A 23,574-nucleotide genomic window follows, 5' to 3' on the forward strand; every position below is an offset into this window, starting at 1 on the left:
GATTCAAACTAATTATTAGCGAGCTAAGCATGGTCCTTATGTTCAAGCAAGCACGGGACGGTGACGCTCCGCCGCACGCTGTTATACCTCAAACTCCGATTGCAGCGCTGCACGCACGCAATACAGCACGCCCTCAGGCACCCGCCCGGCGAACTGCTCGGCAATCGCCGACACCGGCGGCAGTTCTCCTTCGCCATCGAGAAAGGCGTCCTGCACCTCACCCAGCAGGTCCTCCGGCAAGTCCAGCGCCTGCTCGATGGATAACTGCTGCTTGCCGATGGCCTCGGCCAGCAGGGTGTAGACATTCTTTTCCGAGCACTGCAACTGACCGGCGATCTGCGTCGGGGTCATGCCCGCGCGCGCCAGGCTGATCAGTTCGTGACGCACATCGGCGACCACGCGTGGAGCCTCGGCCTTGCCACTGAGCACTTCAAGAAAGGCTTCGCCATAACGCTCCAGCTTGCGCGCACCGACGCCGCTGACCTTGGCCATCTCGGCCATTGATCCGGGCTTGCTGCGTAGCATTTCCAGCAGGGTCGAGTCCGGAAAAATAACGTAAGGCGGGACGCCGTGCTCTTCAGCCAGCTTGCGGCGCAAGGCACGCAGGGCTTCCCACTGCTCGCGCTCTTCGCCACGCACCAGTTGACTGGCCGGGCTGCCGGAGCTGCTTCGCGACGTGGTTTGTGGTTTGAGGTCCTTGCGCAGTTCCAAAGAAACTTCGCCACGTAGCAGAGGGCGGCACGTCTCGCTGAGGCGCAGGCCGCCATAGCCTTCAAGGTCGATGTCCGCCAGACCACGCGCAACCAGCTGGCGGAACAGCGAGCGCCACTCGGCCTCGGTGCGCGCCTTGCCCACCCCGAATACCGACAGGTGCTGATGGCCGAAGCTCTCTACCTTGTCGTTGGACTTGCCGAGCAGCACGTCGACCAGATGACCGACGCCATAGCGCTGGCCGGTTCGGTAGATGGCCGACAGCGCCTGACGCGCAGGTTCGGTGGCATCCCAGGTCTGCACGCCATCGACGCAGTTGTCGCAATGGCCGCACGGGTTGGGCATGTCTTCGTCGAAATAGGCCAGCAGGGTCTGCCGACGGCAACGGGTTTCTTCGCACAGGGCCAGCATGGCATCGAGCTTGTGCTGCTCCAATCGCTTGTGGCGCTCGTCGCCTTCGGAGTTCTGCAGCATCTGCTTGAGCATCAGCACGTCTTGCAGACCGTAGGCCATCCAGGCATCGGCGGGCAGACCGTCACGCCCTGCCCGGCCGGTTTCCTGGTAATAAGCCTCAAGCGATTTGGGCAGGTCCATGTGCGCCACGAAGCGCACGTTGGGCTTGTCGATGCCCATGCCGAACGCGATGGTGGCGACCATGATCAGCCCTTCCTCGTTAAGGAAGCGCTTCTGGTTGGCCGCCCGGGTTTCGGACGGCAGACCGGCGTGATAAGGCAACGCAGGGTAGCCGTTTTCACTGAGGAAGACGGCGACCTCATCGACTTTCTTGCGCGACAGGCAATAGACGATACCGGCATCACTGCGGCGCTCGGAAAGGAAAGCCAGCAGCTGTTTGCGCGGCTGTTCCTTGGGCACGATGCGATAGAAGATGTTGGGCCGGTCGAAGCTGGACAGAAAGCGCTCGGCGTTCTGCAGGTGCAGACGCGTGACGATTTCCTCCCGGGTGCGCTTGTCGGCGGTGGCGGTCAGCGCGATGCGCGGTACATCCGGAAACAGCTCGGCCAGTTGCCCCAGTTGCAGGTACTCAGGGCGGAAGTCATGGCCCCATTGCGACACGCAGTGCGCTTCGTCGATGGCAAACAGGGCGATCTTGAGGTTTTGCAGGAATGACAGCATGCGTGGCTGGACCAGACGCTCCGGGGCGAGGTACAGCATTTTGACTTCGCCCAGACGAATGCGATTGGCCAGGTCACGCTGCTGCTCGGCGCTGAGGGTCGAGTTGAGTGCAGCGGCCGACACGCCCAGTTCATCCAGCGTCGCAACCTGGTCGTCCATCAGCGCGATGAGTGGCGACACAACCACGCACAGCCCGTCACGCAACAGCCCCGGCACCTGAAAACACAGGGACTTGCCGCCACCGGTGGGCATCAGCACCAGCGCATCACCACCGCTGGCTACACGCTCAATAATGGCACCCTGGCGACCACGAAAGCTGTCGTAACCGAAGATGTCTTTAAGTACGCGTTGTGCCTGCTCAAGCATAAAAAACCCCGGAATATCCTGCTGCACTGCAAAACGGAGGAGTATACCCGAGCGCTCGGGAGCAATGGATGACTGGGACATGAGCGGTCGAAATTAACTGCAATTGGCCTGCGCGCTGGCGCCACGGACGCTCAGGGCCTAGAATCCAGCATCGTTTATTTTCAAGGTAGCGCTTCCATGTCCTTCGCTGAGCAATTAACCCGCCTGCAAGTCTTCCTCGATGCAGATGAACTGCACGAAGAAGCACTGGACTACGTGGCCGCGCATGGCTACCTGACCGCCTTGTCCATCTGCGCTGAAGAGGTGCCGGAGCGCGAGTGGATCGACGCACTGTTCTCCGAGCCGCCGCAGTACTCCAGCGAAGCGCAACAGACAGAAGTCGAAGCGACGCTGATTGCCCTCAAGGCTCACATTGCCCGCCAGCTGGCCTCGGATGAAGAGTTCGAGCTGCCGTGCGATCTGGACCTGGGCGACGACCCGGATGATTCCGATCTGCGCGGCTGGTGCATCGGCTTCATGGAAGGCGTGTTCCTGCGTGAAAACGCATGGTTCGAAAGTGCTGAGGAAGAAGTCAGCGAAATGCTCCTGCCGATCATGGTCGGTTCGGGTCTGTTCGACGAGCAGCCGGAGTTCGCCGACATCGCCCAGGACGCCAACCTGATGGACGACATGATCGTGCAGATCCCCGAAGCGCTGACCGCCCTGTACCTGCTCTGCCAGGCACCCGACGAAAAGCCGGCGATCCTCAAGCCCCGCCATCACTGAGTCGGCGCCTATGGCGCAAGGCTCACCGCGCACCAGCCGGCACAGAGCGGTGCGCTATCTGCTTGTAGCGGTAGGCTGGCTGAGCGTGGTACTGGGCGTCGTCGGTATTTTCCTGCCGGTGCTGCCCACCACGCCCTTTCTGCTGCTGGCCGCTGCCTGCTTCGCGCGCAGCTCTCCGCGCTTCTACGACTGGCTGGTCAACCACCCGCAGCTCGGTCCGTGGATTCGTGATTACCTCGAAGGCAACGGCATCCCGCTCAAGGGCAAGGTGTACGCCATCGGTCTGATGTGGCTCAGCATCAGCCTGTCCTGCTACCTGGTTCCATCACCTTGGGCACGAGTCTTCATGCTGACCAGCGCAGTGCTGGTGACGATCTATATTCTCAGGCAGAAGACGCGAGCACCGGGCAGTTGCAAGAGGTAGCGCCGAGCAAAGCCGACGCCACCGCAACACTCAGACCATCACTTCTTCTTGTCCTTGTCGAAGGCCGCTTCCAGCGCTTCGTTGAGGGTGCGCAACACCTTGACCCTGGCCCAGCGCTTGTCGTTGGCCTCAATCAATGTCCACGGCGCGATTTCGGTGCTGGTGCGATCCACCATGTCGCCGACTGCCTGGCGGTAGTCAGGCCATTTCTTGCGGTTGCGCCAGTCGTCCTCGGTGATCTTGTAGCGCTTGAAAGGGATCTTTTCGCGCTCCTTGAAGCGTTCCAGCTGGGTCTGCTGATCGATGGCCAACCAGAACTTGACCACCACAACGCCTGCGTCGGTGAGCTGCTCTTCGAAGTCATTGATTTCCGAGTAGGCGCGCTTCCAGTCCGACTCGCTGCAAAAGCCCTCGACCCGCTCGACCAGCACACGGCCGTACCATGAACGGTCGAAAATAGTGAATTTGCCGCGCGCCGGTATCTGCCGCCAGAAACGCCACAGATACGGTTGCGCGCGCTCATCCTGGGTCGGCGCGGCGATCGGTACGATGGCGTATTGGCGCGGGTCCAGTGCCGCCGCAACGCGACGGATCGCACCGCCCTTGCCTGCCGCATCGTTGCCTTCGAACACTGCCAGCAGCGCGTGGCTTTTCATGCGCTTGTCGCGCATGTTGCCGGACAGCCGCGCCTGCTCGGCAATCAACTGCTGCTGATAGTCGTCCTTGCTCAGGTTCAGGCTCAGGTCGAGGCTGTCGAGCAGCGTCAGCTCGTTACTGTGAATCGCCAGCGGCCCGACCGTCAGCGCAGCGGTCTCGGGCTCGGCCTTGTTCAGCGCGGCCTGCATGCCTTCCAGCAACAGGCGGCCGACGGTCAGGCTACGGTAGTTGGCGTCCACACCCTCGATCACATGCCAAGGGGCGTATTCGCGGCTGGTGCGACGCAGGACACGTTCGCCGAAGCGCACGAACTTGTCGTAGGTTTTGGACTGCTGCCAGTCCAGCGGGCTGATGCGCCAGCTGTGCAGCGGATCATCCTTGAGGGTCTTGAGGCGCAGCTTCATCTGTTTTTTGGACAGGTGAAACCAGAACTTGAAGATCAGCGCGCCTTCATCGCAGAGCATCTTTTCCAATCGCTCGGCACCGCTGATGGCCTGATCGAGTACCGCGTCCTTGAAGCGACCGTGAACCCGGTCCTGGAGCATCTGGCTGTACCAGTTGCCGAAGAAAATACCCATGCGGCCCTTGGCCGGCAATTGCCGCCAGTAACGCCAGACGGGCGGGTGAGCGAGTTCTTCATCGGTCTGCTGATCGAAGGTGCGCACCTCGATCAGGCGCGGGTCCATCCATTCGCTGAGCAGTTTGACGGTCTCGCCCTTGCCTGCGCCCTCTATGCCGTTGATCAATACGATGATCTGTCGACCGGCCTGCTCGTGCAGGTCTATCTGAGCTTCCAGCAAGGCTTCGCGCAACTCGGGCAAAGCAGCTTCGTAGGTCTCGTCGTCAATGGCATGACCGATTTCAGCGGATTCAAACATGCACAACTCCTGATTGATGTTGGCTCAGAGAACGCCTGATGGGGATTGTGACCATTGATTGCAGGCATCGGTCAATCCGCACGTCCTTGATAGCACTTTTCTCTGCGCAGACGGCTAAAATGCCGCCACTGCCTCTGCCGAGCCCGACATGACCATTACCCGCCACGCCCAGATCGACTGGGACGAACACGGCAACCCGCGTTCCCGCGATTTTTCCGACGTATACTTTTCCACCGAGTCCGGTCTGGACGAAACGCGCCATGTGTTTCTGTTGCAGAACGACCTGCGCCGACGCTTCACCGAATTGCCGGACGACGGCAGGCTGATCATAGGTGAAACCGGCTTCGGCACCGGGCTGAATTTCCTCTGTGCCTGGCAGTTGTTCGACGAGTGCGCGCCCGCCAATGCGCGCCTGCAGTTCGTCAGCGTCGAGAAATACCCGCTGAGCCGCGCCGACCTGCAGCGTGCCCTGGCGTTGTGGCCAGAGCTGTCGCCGTTCGCGGGTCAATTGCTCGATCAATATGTGGCTGTGCACGAAGGCTTTCAGCGTCTGGTGTTCGCTGGCGGCCGTGTAACCCTGACGCTGCTGATTGGCGATGCGCTGCAGATGCTGCCGCAACTGGACGGGCAGATGGACGCCTGGTTTCTCGACGGTTTTGCGCCAGCGAAAAACCCGGAAATGTGGACCCCCGAGCTGTTTGCCGAACTGGCGCGCCTGTCCACATTGAGCACCACGATTGGCACCTTCACCAGCACCGGCTGGGTGCGCCGCTCGCTGAATGCGGCAGGTTTCAAGATGAAGCGCGTGCCGGGCATCGGCCATAAATGGGAAGTGCTGCGCGGCACTTTTATCGCCTGGCCAGAGGACGTGGCGCACCCGCCTGCCTCCAAGCCCTGGTTCGCCCGCCCCGCGCCGATTGGCGGCGAGCGCAAAGCGCTGGTGATTGGCGCGGGGCTGGCCGGCTGCGCCACCGCGCAGAGTCTGGCGCAACGCGGTTGGCAGGTCAGCCTGCTGGAGCGCCACGCCGCACCTGCACTGGAAGCATCCGGCAACCCGCAGGGCGTGCTGTACCTGAAACTGTCGGCGCACGGTACAGCGCTGTCACAGTTGATCCTCAGTGGTTTCGGTCATACGCGAAGGCTGCTTGAACGCTTGCAGCGCGGCGTCGACTGGGACGCTTGCGGGGTGCTGCAACTGACCTTCGATGACAAGGAAGCGCTGCGTCAGAAACAGCTGGCCGATGCCTTCCCCGAATCACTCCTGCACCTGCTGGACCAGCCTGCGGCCGAAGCGCAGAGCGGCGTTGCGCTGAACAGTGGCGGGCTGTTTTACCCCGAAGGCGGCTGGGTTCATCCGCCTGCGCTGTGTCACGCACAGGCCGCGCACGCCAATATCCGTCTGATCGCTCATCAGCAGGCATTGGAGCTGAGACGCGTCGATGATCAGTGGCAGGTCTGGAGTGACGAACAGTTGATCGACAGTGCTCCGGTCGTGGTGCTGGCCGGGGCAGCTGATATCCAGCAGTTTTCGCAGAGTGCCGACTTACCGCTCAAACGCATCCGCGGACAGATCACCCGTTTGCCGCAGACTCAGGCCAGCACGGCATTGCGCAGCGTGGTGTGCGCCGAGGGTTATGTGGCTCCGGCGCGTCTGAGCGAACATACGCTGGGGGCCAGTTTCGATTTCAACAGCACTGACCTGACGCCGAACCTGGCCGATCATCTGGACAATCTGGGGCTGTTGCGGGAGATCTCGGAAGACCTCAGTTCGCGCCTTGGGGCCGCCGAATTGGCGCACGAGCAATTGCAGGGGCGCGCGGCGTTTCGCTGCACCAGCCCGGATTACCTGCCCATCGTCGGCCCACTGGCCGACCGCAAGGCGTTCATGCAGACCTATGCCGCGCTGGGCAAGGACGCACGTCAGGTGCCGGACATCGCCTGCCCGTGGCTGGACGGCCTGTACGTCAACAGCGGCCACGGTTCGCGCGGGCTGATCACCGCGCCGCTGTGTGGCGAACTGATCGCCGCCTGGCTCGACAACGAACCACTGCCTTTGCCACGCAGCGTGGCCGAGGCCTGTCACCCCAACCGCTTTGCCCTGCGCGGGTTGATTCGCGGCGGCGGGAAGTAGCTTTATGATTGTCGTTCGGGAATGCTGGTCGCGACGCTCTGCGTAGCAAAGAGGACGCAGAGCGTCCTGAACGGCATGACGACGCGGAGCGTCGCACGATAGCTGATATCTGGTCGCGACGCGCTTGCGCTCAGGCGCTACTCTTTGAACTCAGTCAAGCATATAGAGCCGCTCATGCTGCAAGTGCGAAACGTATTCAAGCGCTACACCACGGCACAGGGACCGCTGGATGTCTTGCGTGGTGTCGATCTGCATCTGGCACAGGGCGAAAGCCTGGCGTTGATGGGTGAGTCCGGCAGTGGCAAGAGCACCTTGCTGCATTTGGTGGCGGGCCTGGATCAGGTCGACGATGGCAGCATCGAGGTTGCAGGCCAGCGTCTGGACCTGATGAACGAAAGCCAACTGGCCAACTGGCGGCGTACCGAGATCGGTCTGGTGTTTCAGCAGTTCAACCTGATCGGCAGCCTGAAGATAGCCGACAACCTGGCATTTCAGGCACGACTGGCCGGGCGCGTAGATGCAGCCTGGCAGGCGCATTTGATCGAGCGCCTGGGTCTGGCCGCACTGCTGGATCGCTATCCCGAACAGCTCTCCGGCGGACAGCAGCAACGAGTGGCAATAGGCCGCGCGCTCGCCTCTCGACCCGGCCTGCTGCTGGCTGACGAACCCACCGGCAATCTCGACGAAGCCACCAGCGACGAGGTGCTGCAACTGCTGCTGGATATTCTCGCCGACAGCCCCACCAGCCTGCTGATGGTCACCCACAGCCCGCGCGTCGCGCAGCGCCTGTCGCGTAAAGTGGTACTGCATATGGGGCGTCTGGCTGACGAAGGCGAACGCTGATGCGGGTTTTCTATTGGACGCTGCGCGCCCTGCTGAGCCATTGGCGCCGTCATCCGGTGCAGTTTTTCAGTTTGCTGACCGGCTTGTGGCTGGCCACCGCGCTACTTACTGGTGTGCAGGCGCTCAATAGCCAGGCGCGGGAAAGCTACCAGCGCGCCAGCCAGCTGATTGGTGGCGAGCCGCAGACCCGTATCGCCGCCAGCAGCGGCGGGCTGTTCCCGCAGGCATTGTTTATCGAGTTGCGCCGCGAAGGCTGGCCCGTATCGCCCATGCTGCAAGGCCGTATCGTGCTTCAAGGGCGCGAAGACCGTCGCCTGCAACTGATGGGTATCGAGCCGGTGACCTTGCCGACCGGCTCGGCACTGGCCGGGCAGACGCTGAACGCCGAACAGGTCGTGGACTTCCTCACGCCGCCGGGCATGACCTGGATTGCACCGCAGACCCTGCAAGCGCTGGGGCTCGAAGAAGGCCAGCAGCCGTTGACCGAAACCGGTGTTCCGCTGCCCCCTTTGCACGCCAAACCCGACATGGCGCCCGGCGTTTTGCTGACTGACATAGGCTTTGCGCAACCGTTGCTGGGCCAGCCGGGGCAATTGTCCGGAATGTTGCTGGCCAAGGATTTTGCCCGGCAGAACCCTGCACTGCCGGCAGCCCTGAATGACCTGCTGGTGATCAAGAAAAGCGGCGAAGAAAACAATCTGGAGCGTCTCACCGAAAGCTTCCACCTCAATCTGAATGCGCTCGGGGTGCTGTCCTTCATCGTCGGCCTGTTCATTGTCCACGCGGCCATTGGCCTGGCCCTCGAACAGCGCCGTGGGCTGTTGCGTAACTTGCGTGCCTGTGGCGTCAGCGCACGCCTGTTGATAGCTGCGCTGGGCGTGGAGCTAGGTGCGCTGGCCCTGTTGGGCGGTATTTTTGGCGTGGTCAGCGGCTACTTGCTGGCCAGCCTGTTATTGCCGGATGTCGCGGCCAGCCTGCGCGGCTTGTACGGCGCGGAGGTCGCCGGCCAGTTGAACCTCAGTCTGTGGTGGTGGCTGAGCGGTATCGGCCTGAGTCTGCTTGGCGCGTTGCTGGCCGGTGCCAACAGCCTGTTGCGGGCTGCGCGCCTGCCGTTGCTGGCGCTGGCCGATGCACAGGCATGGCAGCAAGCCCATGCACGCTGGTTGCGGCGTCAGGCGTGGGTGGCGGTGCTGGGCGTTGTGGTTGGCGTGAGCGCGCTGTCGTTCGGCACCAGTCTGATGCTGGGGTTTGTGATGGTGTCCGCCCTGCTGCTCAGTGCCGCACTGGCCCTGCCGGTTTTACTGGACGCCATGCTTGGCGGTCTGTTGAAGCGCAGTCGCTCAGTGCTCGGGCAATGGTTTCTGGCGGATTGCCGTCAACAGTTGCCCGCCCTGAGTCTGGCGCTGATGGCCCTGTTGCTGGCGATGGCCGCGAACATCGGCGCAGGCAGCATGACGTCGGGTTTTCGTCAGACGTTCAACAGTTGGCTGGAGCAACGCCTGACCGCCGAACTGTATGTCAGCCCGCAGAATCCGGAGCAGGCCGAGCCGCTGAACACTTGGCTGAGCCAGCAACAGGATATCCGCGCCGTGCTGCCCAACTGGCAAGTGCCGGTGCAAGTCAAGGGCTGGCCAGCGGACCTGTTTGGCGTGATCGATCACGACACCTATCGCCAGCACTGGGCGTTGCTGGAATCCGTCGCCGGTGATCCGTGGAATCTGTTGCGCGATGAAGACACAGTCATGCTCAGCGAACAATTGGCCCGCCGCCTTCAACTGGGGCTGGAAGATACGCTGAATGTCCCGGTGCCCACTGGCAAGTGGACCCCACGCATCGTCGGGATCTATGCCGACTATGGCAACCCCAAAGGCCATCTCCTGGTCAATGCCCGGCACCTGCTCGCCCACTGGCCGCAATCGATGCCGGTGCGTTTCAACCTGAGGGTCGATCAGGCGACAATCCCGTCGCTGGTCACCCGGCTGCAAGCGCGTTTCAAGCTGGACGACAATCACATCATCGATCAAAGCCAGCTCAAGGGCTGGTCGAGCCAGGTCTTTGAACGTACGTTTGCCGCCACTGCCGCACTCAACAGCCTGACACTGGGCGTGGCTGGCGTGGCGCTGTTCATCAGCCTGCTGACCCAGAGCCAGAGCCGCCTCGGGCAGCTTGCCCCGTTGTGGGCGCTGGGCGTCACGCGACGGCAATTGATGCTGCTCAACCTGGGGCAGACCTGGCTGCTGGCGGTCCTGACACTGGTGCTCGCGCTGCCACTGGGGCTGCTGCTGGCCTGGTGCCTGGATGCGGTGGTCAACGTTCGCGCCTTTGGCTGGCGCCTGCCGCTGCAGGTGTTCCCGCTGCAACTGCTGCAATTGATGGCGCTGGCGATGCTGGCGACTTTGCTGGCCTCGGCCTGGCCGTTGCTGAGGCTGTACCGTAGTCGTCCAGCGGATCTAATCAGGACATTCGCCAATGAACAGTAAATGGCTGGTGCCGCTGGTCATCGCAGCGCTACTCACCGCCTGCGACGACAAACCGCAGCCTGAAAGCGGTTTCGCCGGTCTGGGCAATACGGCCGACAGCTATGCGCAGGTGACACCCGGCAAGGTCTTTTCATTCCCGCAGGACCACGGCCAGCACCCCGACTTTCGTATCGAGTGGTGGTACATCACCGCCACCCTCAAGGATGACGCCGGCCAGCAGTTCGGCGTGCAGTGGACGCTGTTTCGCAATGCCCTGCGCCCCGGCCAACAGACCGGCAGCGGCTGGAATGACGGCACGATCTGGCTGGGCCATGCGGCGGCGACTTCAAGCAGCGGCCATTATGTGGCGGAGCGTTATGGGCGCGGCGGTATCGGTCAGGCCGACGTGACACTGGCCCCGTTCTCGGCGTGGATTGATGACTGGGCCTTTACCAGCAATGTCCGCAGCGGTGATCCGCTGACTGCCATGCAACTGAAGGCCAGCGGCAAGGACTTTCGCTACGACCTGAACCTGACATCCAGCAAACCGCTGGTGCTGCAGGGTGAACAGGGCTACAGCCAGAAATCGGAGGCGGGCCAGGCGTCCTACTACTACAGCCAGCCGTTCTTCGACGCCAAAGGCAGCGTGGAAATACAAGGCAAGTCCTATCAGGTCACCGGCCACGCCTGGCTGGACCGGGAATGGAGCAGCCAGCCACTGACCGCCAACCAGAGCGGCTGGGACTGGTTTTCGCTGCAACTTGCAGATGGCGATCGCCTGATGCTCTATCGCATCCGCCACAAGAACGGTGCCCCCTACCTGACCGGTAACTGGATAAGCGCCGACGGCACTACCCGGATGCTGCACGCCAACGAGATCAGCCTGGAGCCATTAAAGGAAACCGTGATCGGCGAGCATAAAGTGCCCACCCGCTGGAGAGTCAGGGTCCCCGATCGAAACCTGGACATCACCACCGATGCGCTGAATCCGGTCGCCTGGATGGGCGTGAGTATTCCCTACTGGGAGGGGCCGGTGAGATTCAGCGGGAGTCAGGAAGGCGTGGGGTATCTGGAGATGACCGGGTATTGAGCACTCCGATTAGCCGTCATGCCCGGCCCAGTTTTTCCAGCGCCGCGTCGGCCAGGAAGGTGGAACGACTCTTGATGCTGTGATCCCGTACATAGCGATCGATCTGCTTGATCACGAAACCAGGCAGTGTGACGTTGACCTTCTCCGTCTTACCAAGATAAGGCGTTACGTCAATCTCGATCATGCCCCAGCCCATTCCGGCGAAATCGGTATTCCTGGCGTGCTCGGCAACAGTGCCGGCCTTGGGTATGGTTCCACCACCAGCTGCTATTTCCTGAAGCATGATATGAGCAATCTCCACCGCCGCGGCGTGGGCTTCCTCGAACGTATCGCCTGCGGTTACGGCACCTGGGATATCGGGAATCTGGATACCAAACGCCGTGGTTTCGCTTCCCCATTCTATGCACATTGGATATTTCATTTTTTTCTCCAAAAGGGTATCAGGGCAAAACTGGACTAAACCAGCCCGGCAAGCTTTTTGATGGCCCGCACCGTTCCGAATGGCAAGTCTTTCTTGGGATGCGGTACGGGGACTGTCTGAAGTTTTTCAGGATGCTTGAACATATGGTGACTGCCTGAAACACGATCCAGAATCCATCCATCTGCTTCAAGCTCCTTTATCAATTGCCTGCTCTGCAGCCCCACCCTCCAGTCATTCGACTTAAAAAATATAACCCTGGGCGCATGTTAAGACAATACAAAAAAGGCACCCAGAGTTATCTTTTTTATTCCTTCACAACTTATTTCGCGAAGACTAGCCTGTGGTTGCCTGGCTCGACGAGGGAGCCAGCCAATGCAGCCAAACCAGCTGAAAACAAACTCTTATAACTTTTTGATCTAAAACTACCATGCCCTCACTGGGTCAGTTTCTGGGTGACTGCACTTTCTCAGTCACCTCCCCAACGGAAACCCGGTAAGGACTTATGTGCGGATTAGCAGGTGAATTACGTTTCGACCATCAACCAGCGGACCTAGCCGCTGTTGAACGCATTACCCATGAGCTGGCGCCTCGCGGCCCGGATGCGTGGGGGTTTCATAGTCAGGGGCCAGTTGCCCTTGGTCATCGTCGCCTGAAAATCATGGACCTGTCGGATGGCTCGGCGCAGCCGATGATCGACAGCAATCTGGGCCTGTCCATGGCCTTCAACGGCGCGATCTACAACTTCCCTGAATTGCGTGCCGAGTTGGAAAGCCTTGGCTATCAGTTCCATTCCGGCGGTGACACCGAAGTGTTGCTCAAGGGCTATCACGCCTGGGGCGCAGACATGCTGCCCAAGCTCAATGGCATGTTCGCCTTTGCCATCTGGGAACGTGACAGCAAGAATCTGTTCATCGCCCGTGACCGCCTCGGCGTCAAGCCTTTGTATCTGTCGAAAACCGACAAGCGCCTGCGTTTCGCGTCCTCGCTGCCTGCCCTGCTCAAGGGTGGTGACATCAGCGGGATGCTTGATCCGGTGGCGCTCAACCATTACCTCAACTTCCACGCGGTGGTGCCTGCGCCGCGCACCTTGCTGGCCGGCGTCGAAAAACTTCCGCCAGCCAGCTGGATGCGTATCGACGCCAGCGGCAAGGTCGAACAGAAAGTCTGGTGGACCCTGCCCTACGGCCCGCACGAAGACGAGAAAAATCTCACCCTCGAAGACTGGCGCGACCGCGTACTGGACAGTACGCGTGAAGCGGTAGCGATCCGTCAGCGTGCTGCCGTGGACGTCGGTGTGCTGCTGTCCGGCGGCGTCGACTCGAGCATGCTGGTGGGTCTGCTGCGCGAAGTGGGTGTCGAGGACCTGTCGACCTTCTCTATCGGTTTCCAGGATGCCGGCGGCGAGCGTGGCGACGAATTTCAGTATTCCGACCTGATCGCCAAGCACTACGGCACGCGCCATCACCAGTTGCGTATCCAGGAACGTGAGATCATCGAGCAGTTGCCTGCGGCGTTCCGCGCCATGAGCGAACCGATGGTCAGCCACGACTGCATCGCCTTCTATCTGCTGTCGCGTGAAGTGTCGAAACACTGCAAGGTGGTACAGAGCGGTCAGGGCGCTGATGAACTGTTCGCCGGTTACCACTGGTACCCGCAAGTCGACGGCGCGAGCGATCCGGTGGCGGCCTACCGCGATGCATTCGTCGACCGCAGCTACGCGGAATACGCCGAGACTGTGCAGCCGAAGTGGCGCACTGCCAATGACGCCGCCGGTGATTTCGTTCGCGATCACTTTGCCCAGCCAGGCGCCAGCGCCGCCGTCGACAAGGCCTTGCGCCTGGACAGCACGGTGATGCTGGTCGATGACCCGGTCAAACGTGTCGACAACATGACCATGGCCTGGGGCCTGGAAGCGCGCACGCCGTTCCTTGACTATCGTCTGGTCGAACTGTCGGCTCGCATCCCCGGCAAATTCAAGTTGCCCGACGGTGGCAAACAGGTGCTGAAAGAAGCTGCGCGCATGGTCATTCCTTCGGAAGTGATCGACCGCAAAAAAGGTTACTTCCCGGTGCCTGGCCTCAAACACTTGCAGGGCGACACGCTTAGCTGGGTACGCGAGTTGCTGACCGACTCCAGTCAGGACCGCGGCCTGTTCAACCCTGCCATGGTCGACAAGCTGCTGACCAACCCCGAGGGCCAGCTCACGCCATTGCGCGGCTCCAAGCTGTGGCAACTGGCAGCGCTGAACCTGTGGCTCAGCGAACAGGGACTGTGATCGATGAAACAGAACGCGACGACTTATAGCCAGCGCCTGTTGCGCGGCCAGTCGCCCTCGTACGAACGTCTGCAGGCACGACTCGCTGAAGACGGCAGCCAGATAGATGCAGACCCTCTGGCGCTGCATTGTGGCTGGGGACGCTTGCTGATCGGTCATACCTACCCTGATCCGGCCGCGCTGGCTCAGGACCTGCTCAACGAAAAACCCGGCGAGCGCGACATCGCCCTGTACGTGGCAGCGCCGCAACAGGTGTTGGCGCAGTCGCCGCAGCAGTTGTTTCTCGACCCGTCGGACACGTTGCGCCTGTGGTTCAGCGATTACCGCCCGGCGCACCGTGTGTTTCGCGGCTACCGCATCCGCCGTGCGCACAATGAAAGTGACTGGCAGGCCATCAACAACCTGTATCTGGCGCGCGGCATGCTGCCCATCGACCCCGAGCTGCTGACCCCACGCCACGAAGGTGGCCCGGTCTATTGGGTGGCCGAGGATGAGGGCAGCAAAACGATCATCGGCAGCGTCATGGGCCTCAATCATCAAAAGGCCTTCAATGACCCGGAAAAAGGCAGCAGCCTCTGGTGCCTGGCCGTCGACCCGCAATGCACGCGTCCGGGCGTCGGCGAAGTACTGGTCCGGCACCTGATCGAGCATTTCATGAGTCGCGGCCTGAGCTACCTCGACCTGTCGGTGCTGCATGACAACGATCAGGCCAAGGCGCTGTACGCCAAATTGAATTTCCGCAACCTGCCGACCTTCGCCATCAAGCGCAAAAACGGCATTAACGAGTCATTGTTTCTCGGCCCTGGCCCGCAGGCGGACTTCAATCCGTACGCGCGGATCATTGTCGAGGAAGCCCACCGGCGCGGCATTGACGTGCAGGTGGATGATGCGGATGCCGGGCTGTTCACTCTCAGCTACGGCGGTCGTCGCATCCGCTGCCGCGAGTCGTTGAGTGATCTGACCAGCGCAGTGAGCATGACCCTGTGTCAGGACAAGAGCCTGACACATCGTGCCCTGAAGGCCGCCGGCCTGCGCTTGCCCGAACAGCAAAGGGCGGGCAACGCAGACGATAATCTGGCGTTTCTCGAAGCGCACGGGCAAATCGTGGTCAAGCCGCTGGACGGTGAACAAGGCCAGGGCGTGGCGGTTGATCTGCGCACTATCGAAGACGTGCAAGCCGCCATCGAACAGGCTCGTCAGTTCGATACTCGCGTGATCCTGGAAAGCTTTCACGAAGGCCTGGACTTGCGCATCGTGGTGATCGGCTTTCAGGTCGTGGCTGCGGCGATACGCCGTCCGGCTGAAATCATTGGTGATGGTCGCCACACCATCAAACAGTTGATCGAAGCCCAGAGCCGACGCCGCGCCGCGGCAACGGATGGCGAAAGCCGCATTCCGATGGATCAGGAAACCGAGCGCACGGTGCGCGAGGCCGGTTTTGACTACGCCGATATTCTGCCGATGGATCAGCGCCTGGCCGTGCGCCGTGCCGCCAATCTGCACACCGGCGGCTGCCTGGAAGATGTCACGGCCATTCTGCACCCGGTGCTCAGCGACGCAGCAGTACGTGCTGCACGGGCGCTGGATATCCCGGTCGTCGGTCTGGACCTGATGGTGCCGGCCGCCGATCAGCCTGAATATGTGTTCATCGAAGCCAATGAACGCGTAGGCCTTGCCAATCACGAACCACAACCCACCGCCGAACGTTTCGTCGATCTGTTGTTTCCGCACAGCCTGCCTGTGCATATCTGATCGCAGCTGCGGGCACGGCTGCAAATGGCGCATCAGCCTTTGCAGCCCGTGGCTTGCAACTGTTCCATGAGGAGCATCCATGACCCCTGCAAATATCCCCGATCCGGATCTGAAATACCTGCAGAAAGTTCTGTTGGAAATGCTCGCGATCCCAAGCCCTACCGGCTTTACCGACACTATTGTGCGTTACGTGGCCGAGCGCCTCGAAGAACTCGGCATCCCGTTCGAACTGACCCGCCGCGGCACGATTCGCGCCACGCTGAAGGGCAAGCAGAACAGCCCCGACCGGGCCGTATCGGCGCACCTGGACACCATTGGTGCCAGTGTTCGGGAAGTCAAAGACAACGGCCGCCTGGCGCTGGCTGCAGTCGGCTGCTGGTCGAGCCGCTTTGCCGAAGGCAGCCGGGTCAGCGTGTTCACCGACACCGGCGTAATCCGTGGCAGCGTTCTGCCGCTGATGGCTTCCGGACATGCGTTCAACACCGCCGTGGACGAAATGCCGATCAGTTGGGACCACGTCGAGCTGCGCCTGGATGCCTATTGCACCACCCGCGCCGACTGCGAATCACTGGGCATCGGCATCGGTGACTTCGTGGCTTTCGACCCGCTGCCGGAGTTCACCGAGAGCGGACACATCAGTGCCCGTCACCTGGATGACAAGGCCGGTGTGGCGGCACTGCTCGCCGCGCTGAAATCCATTGTCGACAGCGGTGCCGAGCCGTTGATCGATTGCCACCCGCTGTTCACCATCACCGAAGAAACCGGTACGGGCGCAGCCGGTGTGCTGCCTTGGGATGTGAGCGAATTCGTCGGCATCGACATTGCACCGGTTGCGCCGGGTCAACACTCCAGCGAGCACGCCGTCAGCGTGGCGATGCAGGACTCGGGCGGTCCTTACGACTACCACCTGTCTCGTCATCTGCTACGGCTGGGCGTGGACAACGAGCTGCCGGTGCGTCGTGACCTGTTCCGCTATTACTACAGTGATGCGCACTCGGCGGTGACCTCGGGGCATGACATCCGCACCGCCCTGCTGGCCTTCGGCTGTGACGCGACGCATGGCTACGAGCGCACGCATATCGACAGTCTGGCAGCGCTGAGCAAGTTGCTCGGTGCCTACATGCTCAGCCCACCGGTATTCGCCAGCGATGCCAAGCCTGCGCAGAGCTCGCTGGAGCGCTTCAGCCATCAGATCGAGCACGATGCGCAGATGGAATCCGATACCCGCGTGCCACCGGTCGACAGCCTGATCGGGCAGAATCGCGAAGAGAGTTGAGGCCCTGTGAATTGCGGTGCATGGCACCGCAGTTCTATCATCGCCGCTCATCGACACGAGAACCGCCATGCTGATCCCCTACGACCAACTGGAACCTGACACCCTCACTCGCCTGATCGAGGATTTCGTCACCCGTGAGGGCACCGATAATGGCGATGAAACACCGCTGCAAACCCGGGTACTGCGCGTGCGTCATGCGTTGACCAAGGGCCAGGCGGTGATCTTTTTCGACCTGGAGAGCCAGCAGTGTCAGCTGATGCTCAAGCACGACGTACCCAAGGAGTTTTTTGAATAACGCCACGGTGCCTTAGCCGGGTTTTCGACAGGCCGAGTCAGGTCATCTGCCCATAAGATCGCTTGCTGACAACGCCGCTCACTGAAGCGGCGTCGTTGCCTGTTGCGAAAGCGTCCTGGCAATGCGCTTGTAGACCTCGGCGCGGTGCACCTTGACGTCTTTCGGGGCATTGATCCCGAGCCTGACCTGATTGCCGTTGATCCCCAGAATCTGCACGGTGATGTCATCACCGATGGAAAACGTTTCGCCAATTTCCCGCATCAGTACCAGCATTTTTCCCACCCTTGCGTTGCGCAAAAGAGGCAGGGTGCATGGCGAAACGTGGCGCTTCAATGCACTGATGGCAAATCAGTAACGTCCTGCAACAGCACCGGAAAAGACTGAAGGAAACGTCTTACTTTCCGGCCAAATCCGTGGGAAATTTCGTTCGCGGCGGTGGTTACTCAGGAGGCAGACCAACGTGGCCCCAGCAGAATGATGGTCGCACCGAGGACGCAGAACGCCAGACCCAGCCAGTCCGTGCCCAGCGGCCTGACCCGCTCGACCAGCCCCAACCAGGCGATCGACGCAATAATGTAGATCCCGCCATACGCCGCATAGGCACGCCCCGCGTAAGCCGCCTCCACACGTGTCAGCAACAGTGCAAACAGCGTCAGGCTGACCAGCGCAGGGATCACCCACAGCGCGCTCTTGCCCTGGCGCAGCCATAGCCAGAAGGCATAGCAGCCGAATATCTCGAACAGGGCGGCGAGGAAGAACCACAGATAATTGAGCATGAAAGGTTCTCAGGACAGGGCTGAAAGATGCGCGCAACCCTACCAGAAAACCGTGCGGTCATGACCTTGATAGGTCATGACCTTGATAACCTTGAACAGGCAACGCCGTACCCCCAAGAGGACGCGGAGCGTCCGGAAAGGCATGCGACGCGGAGCGTCGCACGATAGTTGCGGTGATCGTTCCCTACGCTCCAGCGTGGGAATTCAGATCGCGACGCTCTGCGTCGCACGATAGTTGAGGTGATCGTTCCTCACGCTCCAGCGTGGGAATGCAGATCGCGACGCTCTGCGTCGCAAGAGGACGCGGAGCGTCCGGGCTAGTCAGGCATGCCCCTTTTGCGCCTTGGCGCGCATCTTGGCGCACATGACGGTCATTTCGTCATACATCGCCTGTGGCTGTTTGCGCTTCAGGTCCCAGGCCATACGGCCCTCTTCGTGGGGCAGGATCATGAATTCGCCTTCGCCCACCTGCCTGAAGATGTAGTCGGCGATATCTGCGGCGGTGATCGGCGACTTCTCCAGCAACCTGCCGATCTGCGCCTTCATTGCGGGCGTAGGGCCACGGAAGGAATCCAGCAGGTTGGTTTGAAAGAACGATGGGCAGACCACATGTACACCAACCCCCTGGTCATGCAGTTCGACCAGCAGGCTCTCGGAAAGCGCGACGACCCCGGCCTTGGCGACGTTGTAATTGCTCATCGCCGGGGCCTGCATCAGCGCTGCCATCGAGGCGATGTTGATGATCCGGCCCTTGCTGGCCAGCAACATCGGCAGGAACGCCTTGCAGCCTTTGACCACGCCCATCAGATTGATCGCGATCTGCCAGTCCCAGTCCTCCAGCGACAATTCGTTGAAGAAGCCACCGGAAGCGACACCCGCGTTGTTGACGATGATGTCGATACCGCCAAAGCGCTGTTCGCACGCTTGGGCAAACGCGGTGAGCTGGCTGTAGTCGCGAACGTCGCAACGCTGCACAAAACCGTCACCACCCACCTCGCGTACCAGCGCAAGGGTCTCCTGCAGGCCTGCATCGTTCACGTCCGACAGTGCCAGCCGCCACCCTTCGCGCGCCCAGCGCAGTGCAATTTCACGGCCCAGACCTGAGCCGGCGCCAGTAATCATGATGCGGTTTTGCATAGCCGAGAGCCTTGTGATGTGCAGGAGTTGCCTGAGTGTAATCACAGTGGAAGCGCCACAACCCCACCATCAAGACGCTGAATGCCTGGTGCAAACCGCAGCCCTATGAACGCCTCGCTCGTGTCACATACCGCACCAGCAACAGGCCATACACCGACACATTGAGCAGCACGACAATGCCGCCCAGCCAAAGCTGTATGCCCGTCGTAAGCCCGGCCGGGTAAATCAGCGGGATCAGATAATGCTCCACGAAGCCCCCGGTGTAGCCCTGCCCTCCAGTGTTGCTGCGCAGGGTGTTTTCCAGCGGTGTCAGCGGGCAATACAGGTGCAGAAACTCGACCGCTGTCCCCCAGGCCGCAGCAGGAACGTGCAGCAGTGCCAGCCAGGGCCTTCTCAATACCAGCAGTCCGCCGAACAGGACGAACACAATGAACAGTAGATGAAACACGACCACGGCATCCGCCGCCACTCGATAAATCATCACGGTGTCCTCTTGTGGGCCATGCCTCAGGTAGAAAGTTCACGCCGCGCGGAGACCTTCCAAGGTGTTTAGTTCAATTATTTTTAAGACTGAATCAAACGCATAAGGTCAAAAAAAGACCGAGTTATTGTCAGACAAAAATGCGACAAACCCCTGATTTTCAATGATTTTCAAATATGTAATAAATTATTAAAAATAGATCGAACCTTTCTCCGAGGCCCAGAGTCCGATGAGTCAAGCAGGCAACTTCATACCGTCCGGCATGACGTTTGAACTGCATCTGTTAATTAACACTAATGTAAAGAGGGAACTCACCATGGGCATCGGCACTATTCTTATCATCGTTTTGATTCTGCTGCTAGTTGGCGGTTTGCCAGTATTCCCGCACTCGCGCAGCTGGGGCTACGGTCCGTCGGGCATCATCGGTACGATCCTGGTGATCCTGCTGATTCTGGTATTGCTCGGCAAGATATGACCTGCTGCTCCACGCAGCAGCGCATGTAGCCAATAAAAACCCCGCTTTTTCAAGCGGGGTTTTTTATCGGCCATGAAAAAGCAGCCCGAAGGCTGCTTCGTTCACAACAACCTGAACTTAGTGCGAAACCGCACCACTGGCACCCAGCCCCGTCTGCGAGCGGACGAATTGCGGGAAGAACAGCGCGCGCTCGCCCTCTGCCGCTTTCGACTTGTCGGTAATGGAGAAGAACCAGATACCTACGAAGGCGATGGCGATGGAGAACAGCGCCGGGTATTCGTAAGGGAAAATGGCTTTCTCGTGATGCAGGATCTGCACCCAGATGGTAGGACCCAGCACCATCAGCACCACTGCACTGATCAGGCCCATCCAGCCGCCGATCATGGCGCCACGGGTGGTCAGGTTTTTCCAGTACATGGAAAGCAACAGGATCGGGAAGTTGCAGCTTGCCGCGACCGAGAACGCCAGGCCCACCATGAAGGCGATGTTCTGGCTTTCAAAGGCAATACCCAGAAAGATCGCCACGACCGCCAAAGCGATGGTGGTAATTTTCGAGATACGGATCTCGTCCTTCTCGTTGGCTTTGCCTGCCTTGATGACGCTGGCATACAGGTCGTGGGAAACCGCCGAAGCACCCGCCAGAGTCAGACCGGCAACCACTGCCAGAATGGTGGCGAAGGCTACTGCCGAGATGAAGCCCAGGAACAGACTGCCACCGACCGCATCGGCCAGGTGAACCGCTGCCATGTTGTTACCGCCCAGCAAGGCGCCCGCTGCATCCTTGAACGCCGGATTGGTGCTGACCAGCAGGATCGCGCCGAAACCGATGATGAAGGTCAGGATGTAGAAGTAGCCGATAAAGCCTGTTGCGTAGAGCACTGACTTGCGGGCTTCCTTGGCATCGCTCACGGTGAAGAAGCGCATCAGGATGTGTGGCAGGCCTGCGGTACCGAACATCAGGGCCAGACCCAGCGAGAACGCCGAGATCGGGTCTTTCACCAGCCCGCCAGGGCTCATGATCGCCTCACCTTTGGGGTGAACCTTGATCGCTTCGGAGAACAGCATGTTGAAGTCGAAGTTGACGTGCTTCATGACCATCAGTGCCATGAACGACGCACCGGACAGCAACATCACCGCCTTGATGATCTGCACCCAGGTCGTGGCGAGCATGCCGCCGAACAGCACATAGAGGCACATTAGGATCCCGACCAACACCACCGCAACGGCGTAGTCCAGACCGAACAGCAGCTGGATCAGCTTGCCGGCACCGACCATTTGCGCAATCAGGTAAAACGCCACCACCACCAGCGAGCCGCAGGCAGACAGGGTACGAATTTCCTTTTGCTTGAGGCGGTACGAGGCCACGTCGGCAAAGGTGTATTTACCCAGGTTACGCAGGCGTTCGGCGATCAGGAACAGGATGATCGGCCAGCCCACCAGGAAGCCGATCGAGTAGATCAGGCCATCGTAGCCGGAGGTGTAGACCAGTGCGGAAATCCCCAGAAAGGAGGCTGCCGACATGTAGTCACCGGCAATCGCCAGCCCGTTCTGGAAACCGGTGATCTTGCCACCTGCCGAGTAATAGTCCGACGCGGTCTTGTTCTTTTTCGACGCCCAGTAGGTGATGTACAGCGTGAAGGCTACGAAGACCACGAACATGACGATCGCGGCGACGTTCAGGGGTTGCTTCTGCACTGCACCCGTCAACGCGTCTGCCGCCCAGAGGGTCGGCGCGAAGGCGGCCAGGCCAAGTGCTGCTGATAGGCGCCGGATCATTGCTGAGCCTCCTTCAGGATCGCGTTATTCAGGTCATCGAATTCACCGTTGGCACGGCGAACATAGATGGCGGTCAATATAAACGCGGAAAGGATCAGCCCTACGCCTATCGGCATTCCCCAGGTAATGGTCGAAGTGGGACTCAGTTTGGCCCCCAGAATATGGGGTCCGTAAGCAATCAAAAGAATAAAGGCCGCATACAGGCCAAGCATGATCGCCGAGAGAATCCAGGCGAACCGCTCTCTTTTGGATACCAGCTCCTTGAAACGCGGGCTGTTTTGAATCGAGAGGTAAATGCTGTCGTTCATTGTTTTTGTCCTCGCAGCACAGATGAGATGTCACGTAATGCACTTTAGTCGGGTCCGGCGCGCACTCCAGACGACCTTAGTATTAGAACGACATTAGCTGCAGATAGCTCTTCTCGCACGGCCTGGACCCGCCGGCAGTCGGTCGCACCGAAAACACTCCGGGGCAGGAAAACAAAAGGCCGTCTGGCGATAACACCAGACGGCCTCGAGAACGGCTGTTCAGACACTTTGAGACTATTTGGCAGTCCATGCAGCAACACGGTCCGGGTGCTTGGCTACCCAGTCCTTGGCTGCAGCTTCAGGTTTGGCACCGTCCTGAATGGCCAGCATCACCTCACCGATTTCATCCTTGGATGCCCACTGGAATTTTTTCAGGAAGGCCACGACCTCAGGGGCTTTTTTCTCCAGCCCAAGGCTGCCTACGTTGTCGACGGTTTCAGCTTCACCGTAGACACCTTTCGGGTCGTCGAGGAAACGCAGCTTCCATTTGGCGAACATCCAGTGCGGCACCCAGCCGGTGACGACGATGGATTTCTTCGCCTTCTCGGCGCGGGTCAGCTCGGCAATCATGCCTGCGCCGGAGCTCGCCTGCAGTTTATAGCCGTCCAGACCATAGTCCTTGATAGCCTGATCGGTCTTGAGCATCACGCCCGAGCCCGCATCGATCCCGGTGATCCTCTTGTTGAAGGAAGCATCGGTCTTCAGGTCTTCGATGGTTTTGGCCTTCACGTATTCAGGCACGATCAGGCCAATCTTGGCGTCCTTGAAGTTGGGGCCATAGTTGACGACCTGGTCCTTGTACTTGGCGTAGTACTCGCCATGCGTGCCTGGAAGCCACGCAGACAGCATCAGGTCGAGCTTGTCGGTGGCCACCGCCTGCCACATGATCCCTGCAGCGACAGACTGCAACTTGACGTCATAACCAAGCTTTTGCTTGATCACTTCGGAGGCCACGAAGGTGGTGGCGACACTGTCGGACCAGCCTTCCACATAGCCGATGGTCAGGGTCTTGGTTTCAGCAACCGCCAGCGTGGAGCTGACCGCAAGTACCAGAGCGGCACCCGCCCCCAGTATTTTTCGCATCATCATTGTCGCTTCCCCGGAAGTCTGCACCGACGGGTGTCGGGGCATGGTTAACGTTGTT

22 protein-coding genes are annotated in these 23,574 nt (G+C 60.3%); 11 read left to right on the top strand and 11 right to left on the bottom strand.

The window, feature by feature from the left end; genetic code table 11:
* Nucleotides 1-81: 81 nt before the first annotated feature.
* Nucleotides 82-2,211 carry a DNA helicase RecQ gene (gene recQ, locus BLR16_RS23375; RefSeq protein WP_003363290.1) on the bottom strand — a complete coding sequence of 710 codons (2,130 nt, stop codon included), beginning with the start codon at nucleotides 2,209-2,211 and terminating at the stop codon, nucleotides 82-84.
* A 177-nt stretch (nucleotides 2,212-2,388) separates the two neighbouring features.
* Here recQ and BLR16_RS23380 point away from each other — a divergent pair, with 177 nt between their 5' ends.
* Entirely contained in the window at nucleotides 2,389-2,976 is a 588-nt protein-coding gene (locus BLR16_RS23380; protein WP_003314545.1) for a UPF0149 family protein, read from the top strand.
* A gap of 10 nt (nucleotides 2,977-2,986) precedes the next feature.
* Nucleotides 2,987-3,400: a YbaN family protein gene (locus BLR16_RS23385; RefSeq protein ID WP_003434320.1), complete on the top strand. Its 414-nt coding sequence runs from the start codon at nucleotides 2,987-2,989 to the stop codon at nucleotides 3,398-3,400.
* 38 nt (nucleotides 3,401-3,438) lie between these two features.
* Here the strand turns inward: BLR16_RS23385 and pap are convergent, their stop codons facing one another.
* On the bottom strand, nucleotides 3,439-4,935 hold the full coding sequence (gene pap, locus BLR16_RS23390) for a polyphosphate:AMP phosphotransferase (RefSeq protein ID WP_003363296.1): 1,497 nt from the start codon (nucleotides 4,933-4,935) through the stop codon (nucleotides 3,439-3,441).
* Between the two features lie 148 nt (nucleotides 4,936-5,083).
* Here pap and mnmC point away from each other — a divergent pair, with 148 nt between their 5' ends.
* The 4 genes from mnmC to BLR16_RS23410 all read left to right on the top strand — a co-directional run bounded on the left by mnmC (nucleotide 5,084) and on the right by BLR16_RS23410 (nucleotide 11,458).
* The gene (mnmC, locus tag BLR16_RS23395) at nucleotides 5,084-7,066 is read left to right on the top strand and encodes a bifunctional tRNA (5-methylaminomethyl-2-thiouridine)(34)-methyltransferase MnmC2/FAD-dependent 5-carboxymethylaminomethyl-2-thiouridine(34) oxidoreductase MnmC1 (protein WP_074809297.1); all 1,983 of its coding nucleotides are present in this window, start codon (nucleotides 5,084-5,086) and stop codon (nucleotides 7,064-7,066) included.
* A 174-nt stretch (nucleotides 7,067-7,240) separates the two neighbouring features.
* Nucleotides 7,241-7,909, top strand: coding sequence for an ABC transporter ATP-binding protein (locus BLR16_RS23400; RefSeq protein WP_003434317.1), 669 nt, complete (start codon nucleotides 7,241-7,243; stop codon nucleotides 7,907-7,909).
* Nucleotides 7,909-10,389, top strand: coding sequence for an ABC transporter permease (locus BLR16_RS23405; RefSeq protein WP_058397165.1), 2,481 nt, complete (start codon nucleotides 7,909-7,911; stop codon nucleotides 10,387-10,389). Before BLR16_RS23400 ends, BLR16_RS23405 begins: the two co-directional genes overlap by 1 nt.
* Complete coding sequence (locus BLR16_RS23410) at nucleotides 10,379-11,458, top strand: lipocalin-like domain-containing protein (RefSeq protein ID WP_074809295.1); 1,080 nt, start codon at nucleotides 10,379-10,381, stop codon at nucleotides 11,456-11,458. Before BLR16_RS23405 ends, BLR16_RS23410 begins: the two co-directional genes overlap by 11 nt.
* Nucleotides 11,459-11,474: 16 nt before the next feature.
* On the opposite strand, the gene BLR16_RS23415 is transcribed toward BLR16_RS23410, so the two are convergent.
* Entirely contained in the window at nucleotides 11,475-11,879 is a 405-nt protein-coding gene (locus tag BLR16_RS23415) for a type II toxin-antitoxin system HicB family antitoxin (RefSeq protein ID WP_058397167.1), read from the bottom strand.
* Nucleotides 11,880-11,914: 35 nt separating this feature from the next.
* Nucleotides 11,915-12,097, bottom strand: coding sequence for a type II toxin-antitoxin system HicA family toxin (locus BLR16_RS23420; RefSeq protein WP_003434313.1), 183 nt, complete (start codon nucleotides 12,095-12,097; stop codon nucleotides 11,915-11,917).
* A 284-nt stretch (nucleotides 12,098-12,381) separates the two neighbouring features.
* Between BLR16_RS23420 and BLR16_RS23425 the strand changes: the two genes are divergently transcribed.
* The 4 genes from BLR16_RS23425 (at nucleotide 12,382) to BLR16_RS23440 (ending at nucleotide 17,477) form a co-directional block, all read left to right on the top strand.
* Nucleotides 12,382-14,154: an N-acetylglutaminylglutamine amidotransferase gene (locus tag BLR16_RS23425; protein WP_024661722.1), complete on the top strand. Its 1,773-nt coding sequence runs from the start codon at nucleotides 12,382-12,384 to the stop codon at nucleotides 14,152-14,154.
* Nucleotides 14,155-14,157: 3 nt separating this feature from the next.
* Nucleotides 14,158-15,906 carry an N-acetylglutaminylglutamine synthetase gene (gene ngg / locus BLR16_RS23430; RefSeq protein WP_054082162.1) on the top strand — a complete coding sequence of 583 codons (1,749 nt, stop codon included), beginning with the start codon at nucleotides 14,158-14,160 and terminating at the stop codon, nucleotides 15,904-15,906.
* A 79-nt stretch (nucleotides 15,907-15,985) separates the two neighbouring features.
* On the top strand, nucleotides 15,986-17,182 hold the full coding sequence (locus BLR16_RS23435) for an osmoprotectant NAGGN system M42 family peptidase (RefSeq protein ID WP_003412697.1): 1,197 nt from the start codon (nucleotides 15,986-15,988) through the stop codon (nucleotides 17,180-17,182).
* A 67-nt stretch (nucleotides 17,183-17,249) separates the two neighbouring features.
* A complete protein-coding gene (locus BLR16_RS23440; protein ID WP_003314533.1) occupies nucleotides 17,250-17,477 on the top strand; it encodes a YheU family protein in 228 nt (75 codons plus the stop codon).
* Nucleotides 17,478-17,555: 78 nt separating this feature from the next.
* On the opposite strand, the gene csrA is transcribed toward BLR16_RS23440, so the two are convergent.
* From csrA to BLR16_RS23460, 4 genes are all read right to left on the bottom strand, one after another.
* A complete protein-coding gene (gene csrA, locus BLR16_RS23445; RefSeq protein ID WP_003363316.1) occupies nucleotides 17,556-17,750 on the bottom strand; it encodes a carbon storage regulator CsrA in 195 nt (64 codons plus the stop codon).
* 170 nt (nucleotides 17,751-17,920) lie between these two features.
* Nucleotides 17,921-18,253, bottom strand: coding sequence for a YnfA family protein (locus BLR16_RS23450; RefSeq protein WP_003363318.1), 333 nt, complete (start codon nucleotides 18,251-18,253; stop codon nucleotides 17,921-17,923).
* A 321-nt stretch (nucleotides 18,254-18,574) separates the two neighbouring features.
* On the bottom strand, nucleotides 18,575-19,390 hold the full coding sequence (locus tag BLR16_RS23455) for an SDR family oxidoreductase (protein WP_003363320.1): 816 nt from the start codon (nucleotides 19,388-19,390) through the stop codon (nucleotides 18,575-18,577).
* A gap of 103 nt (nucleotides 19,391-19,493) precedes the next feature.
* Nucleotides 19,494-19,871 carry a DUF2784 domain-containing protein gene (locus BLR16_RS23460; RefSeq protein WP_074809294.1) on the bottom strand — a complete coding sequence of 126 codons (378 nt, stop codon included), beginning with the start codon at nucleotides 19,869-19,871 and terminating at the stop codon, nucleotides 19,494-19,496.
* 316 nt (nucleotides 19,872-20,187) lie between these two features.
* Between BLR16_RS23460 and BLR16_RS23465 the strand changes: the two genes are divergently transcribed.
* The gene (locus BLR16_RS23465; protein WP_002552554.1) at nucleotides 20,188-20,346 is read left to right on the top strand and encodes a DUF3309 family protein; all 159 of its coding nucleotides are present in this window, start codon (nucleotides 20,188-20,190) and stop codon (nucleotides 20,344-20,346) included.
* 117 nt (nucleotides 20,347-20,463) lie between these two features.
* On the opposite strand, the gene BLR16_RS23470 is transcribed toward BLR16_RS23465, so the two are convergent.
* The 3 genes from BLR16_RS23470 to BLR16_RS23480 all read right to left on the bottom strand — a co-directional run bounded on the left by BLR16_RS23470 (nucleotide 20,464) and on the right by BLR16_RS23480 (nucleotide 23,519).
* Nucleotides 20,464-22,122 carry a cation acetate symporter gene (locus tag BLR16_RS23470; protein WP_003363323.1) on the bottom strand — a complete coding sequence of 553 codons (1,659 nt, stop codon included), beginning with the start codon at nucleotides 22,120-22,122 and terminating at the stop codon, nucleotides 20,464-20,466.
* Entirely contained in the window at nucleotides 22,119-22,430 is a 312-nt protein-coding gene (locus BLR16_RS23475; protein WP_003314526.1) for a DUF485 domain-containing protein, read from the bottom strand. Before BLR16_RS23475 ends, BLR16_RS23470 begins: the two co-directional genes overlap by 4 nt.
* A 234-nt stretch (nucleotides 22,431-22,664) precedes the next feature.
* Nucleotides 22,665-23,519, bottom strand: a complete 855-nt coding sequence (locus tag BLR16_RS23480) for a glycine betaine ABC transporter substrate-binding protein (RefSeq protein WP_074809293.1) — start codon at nucleotides 23,517-23,519, stop codon at nucleotides 22,665-22,667.
* Between the last annotated feature and the right edge of the window lie 55 nt (nucleotides 23,520-23,574).

The organism is Pseudomonas sp. BS3767 (assembly GCF_900099665.1).
Taxonomy (GTDB): domain Bacteria; phylum Pseudomonadota; class Gammaproteobacteria; order Pseudomonadales; family Pseudomonadaceae; genus Aquipseudomonas; species Aquipseudomonas cerasi.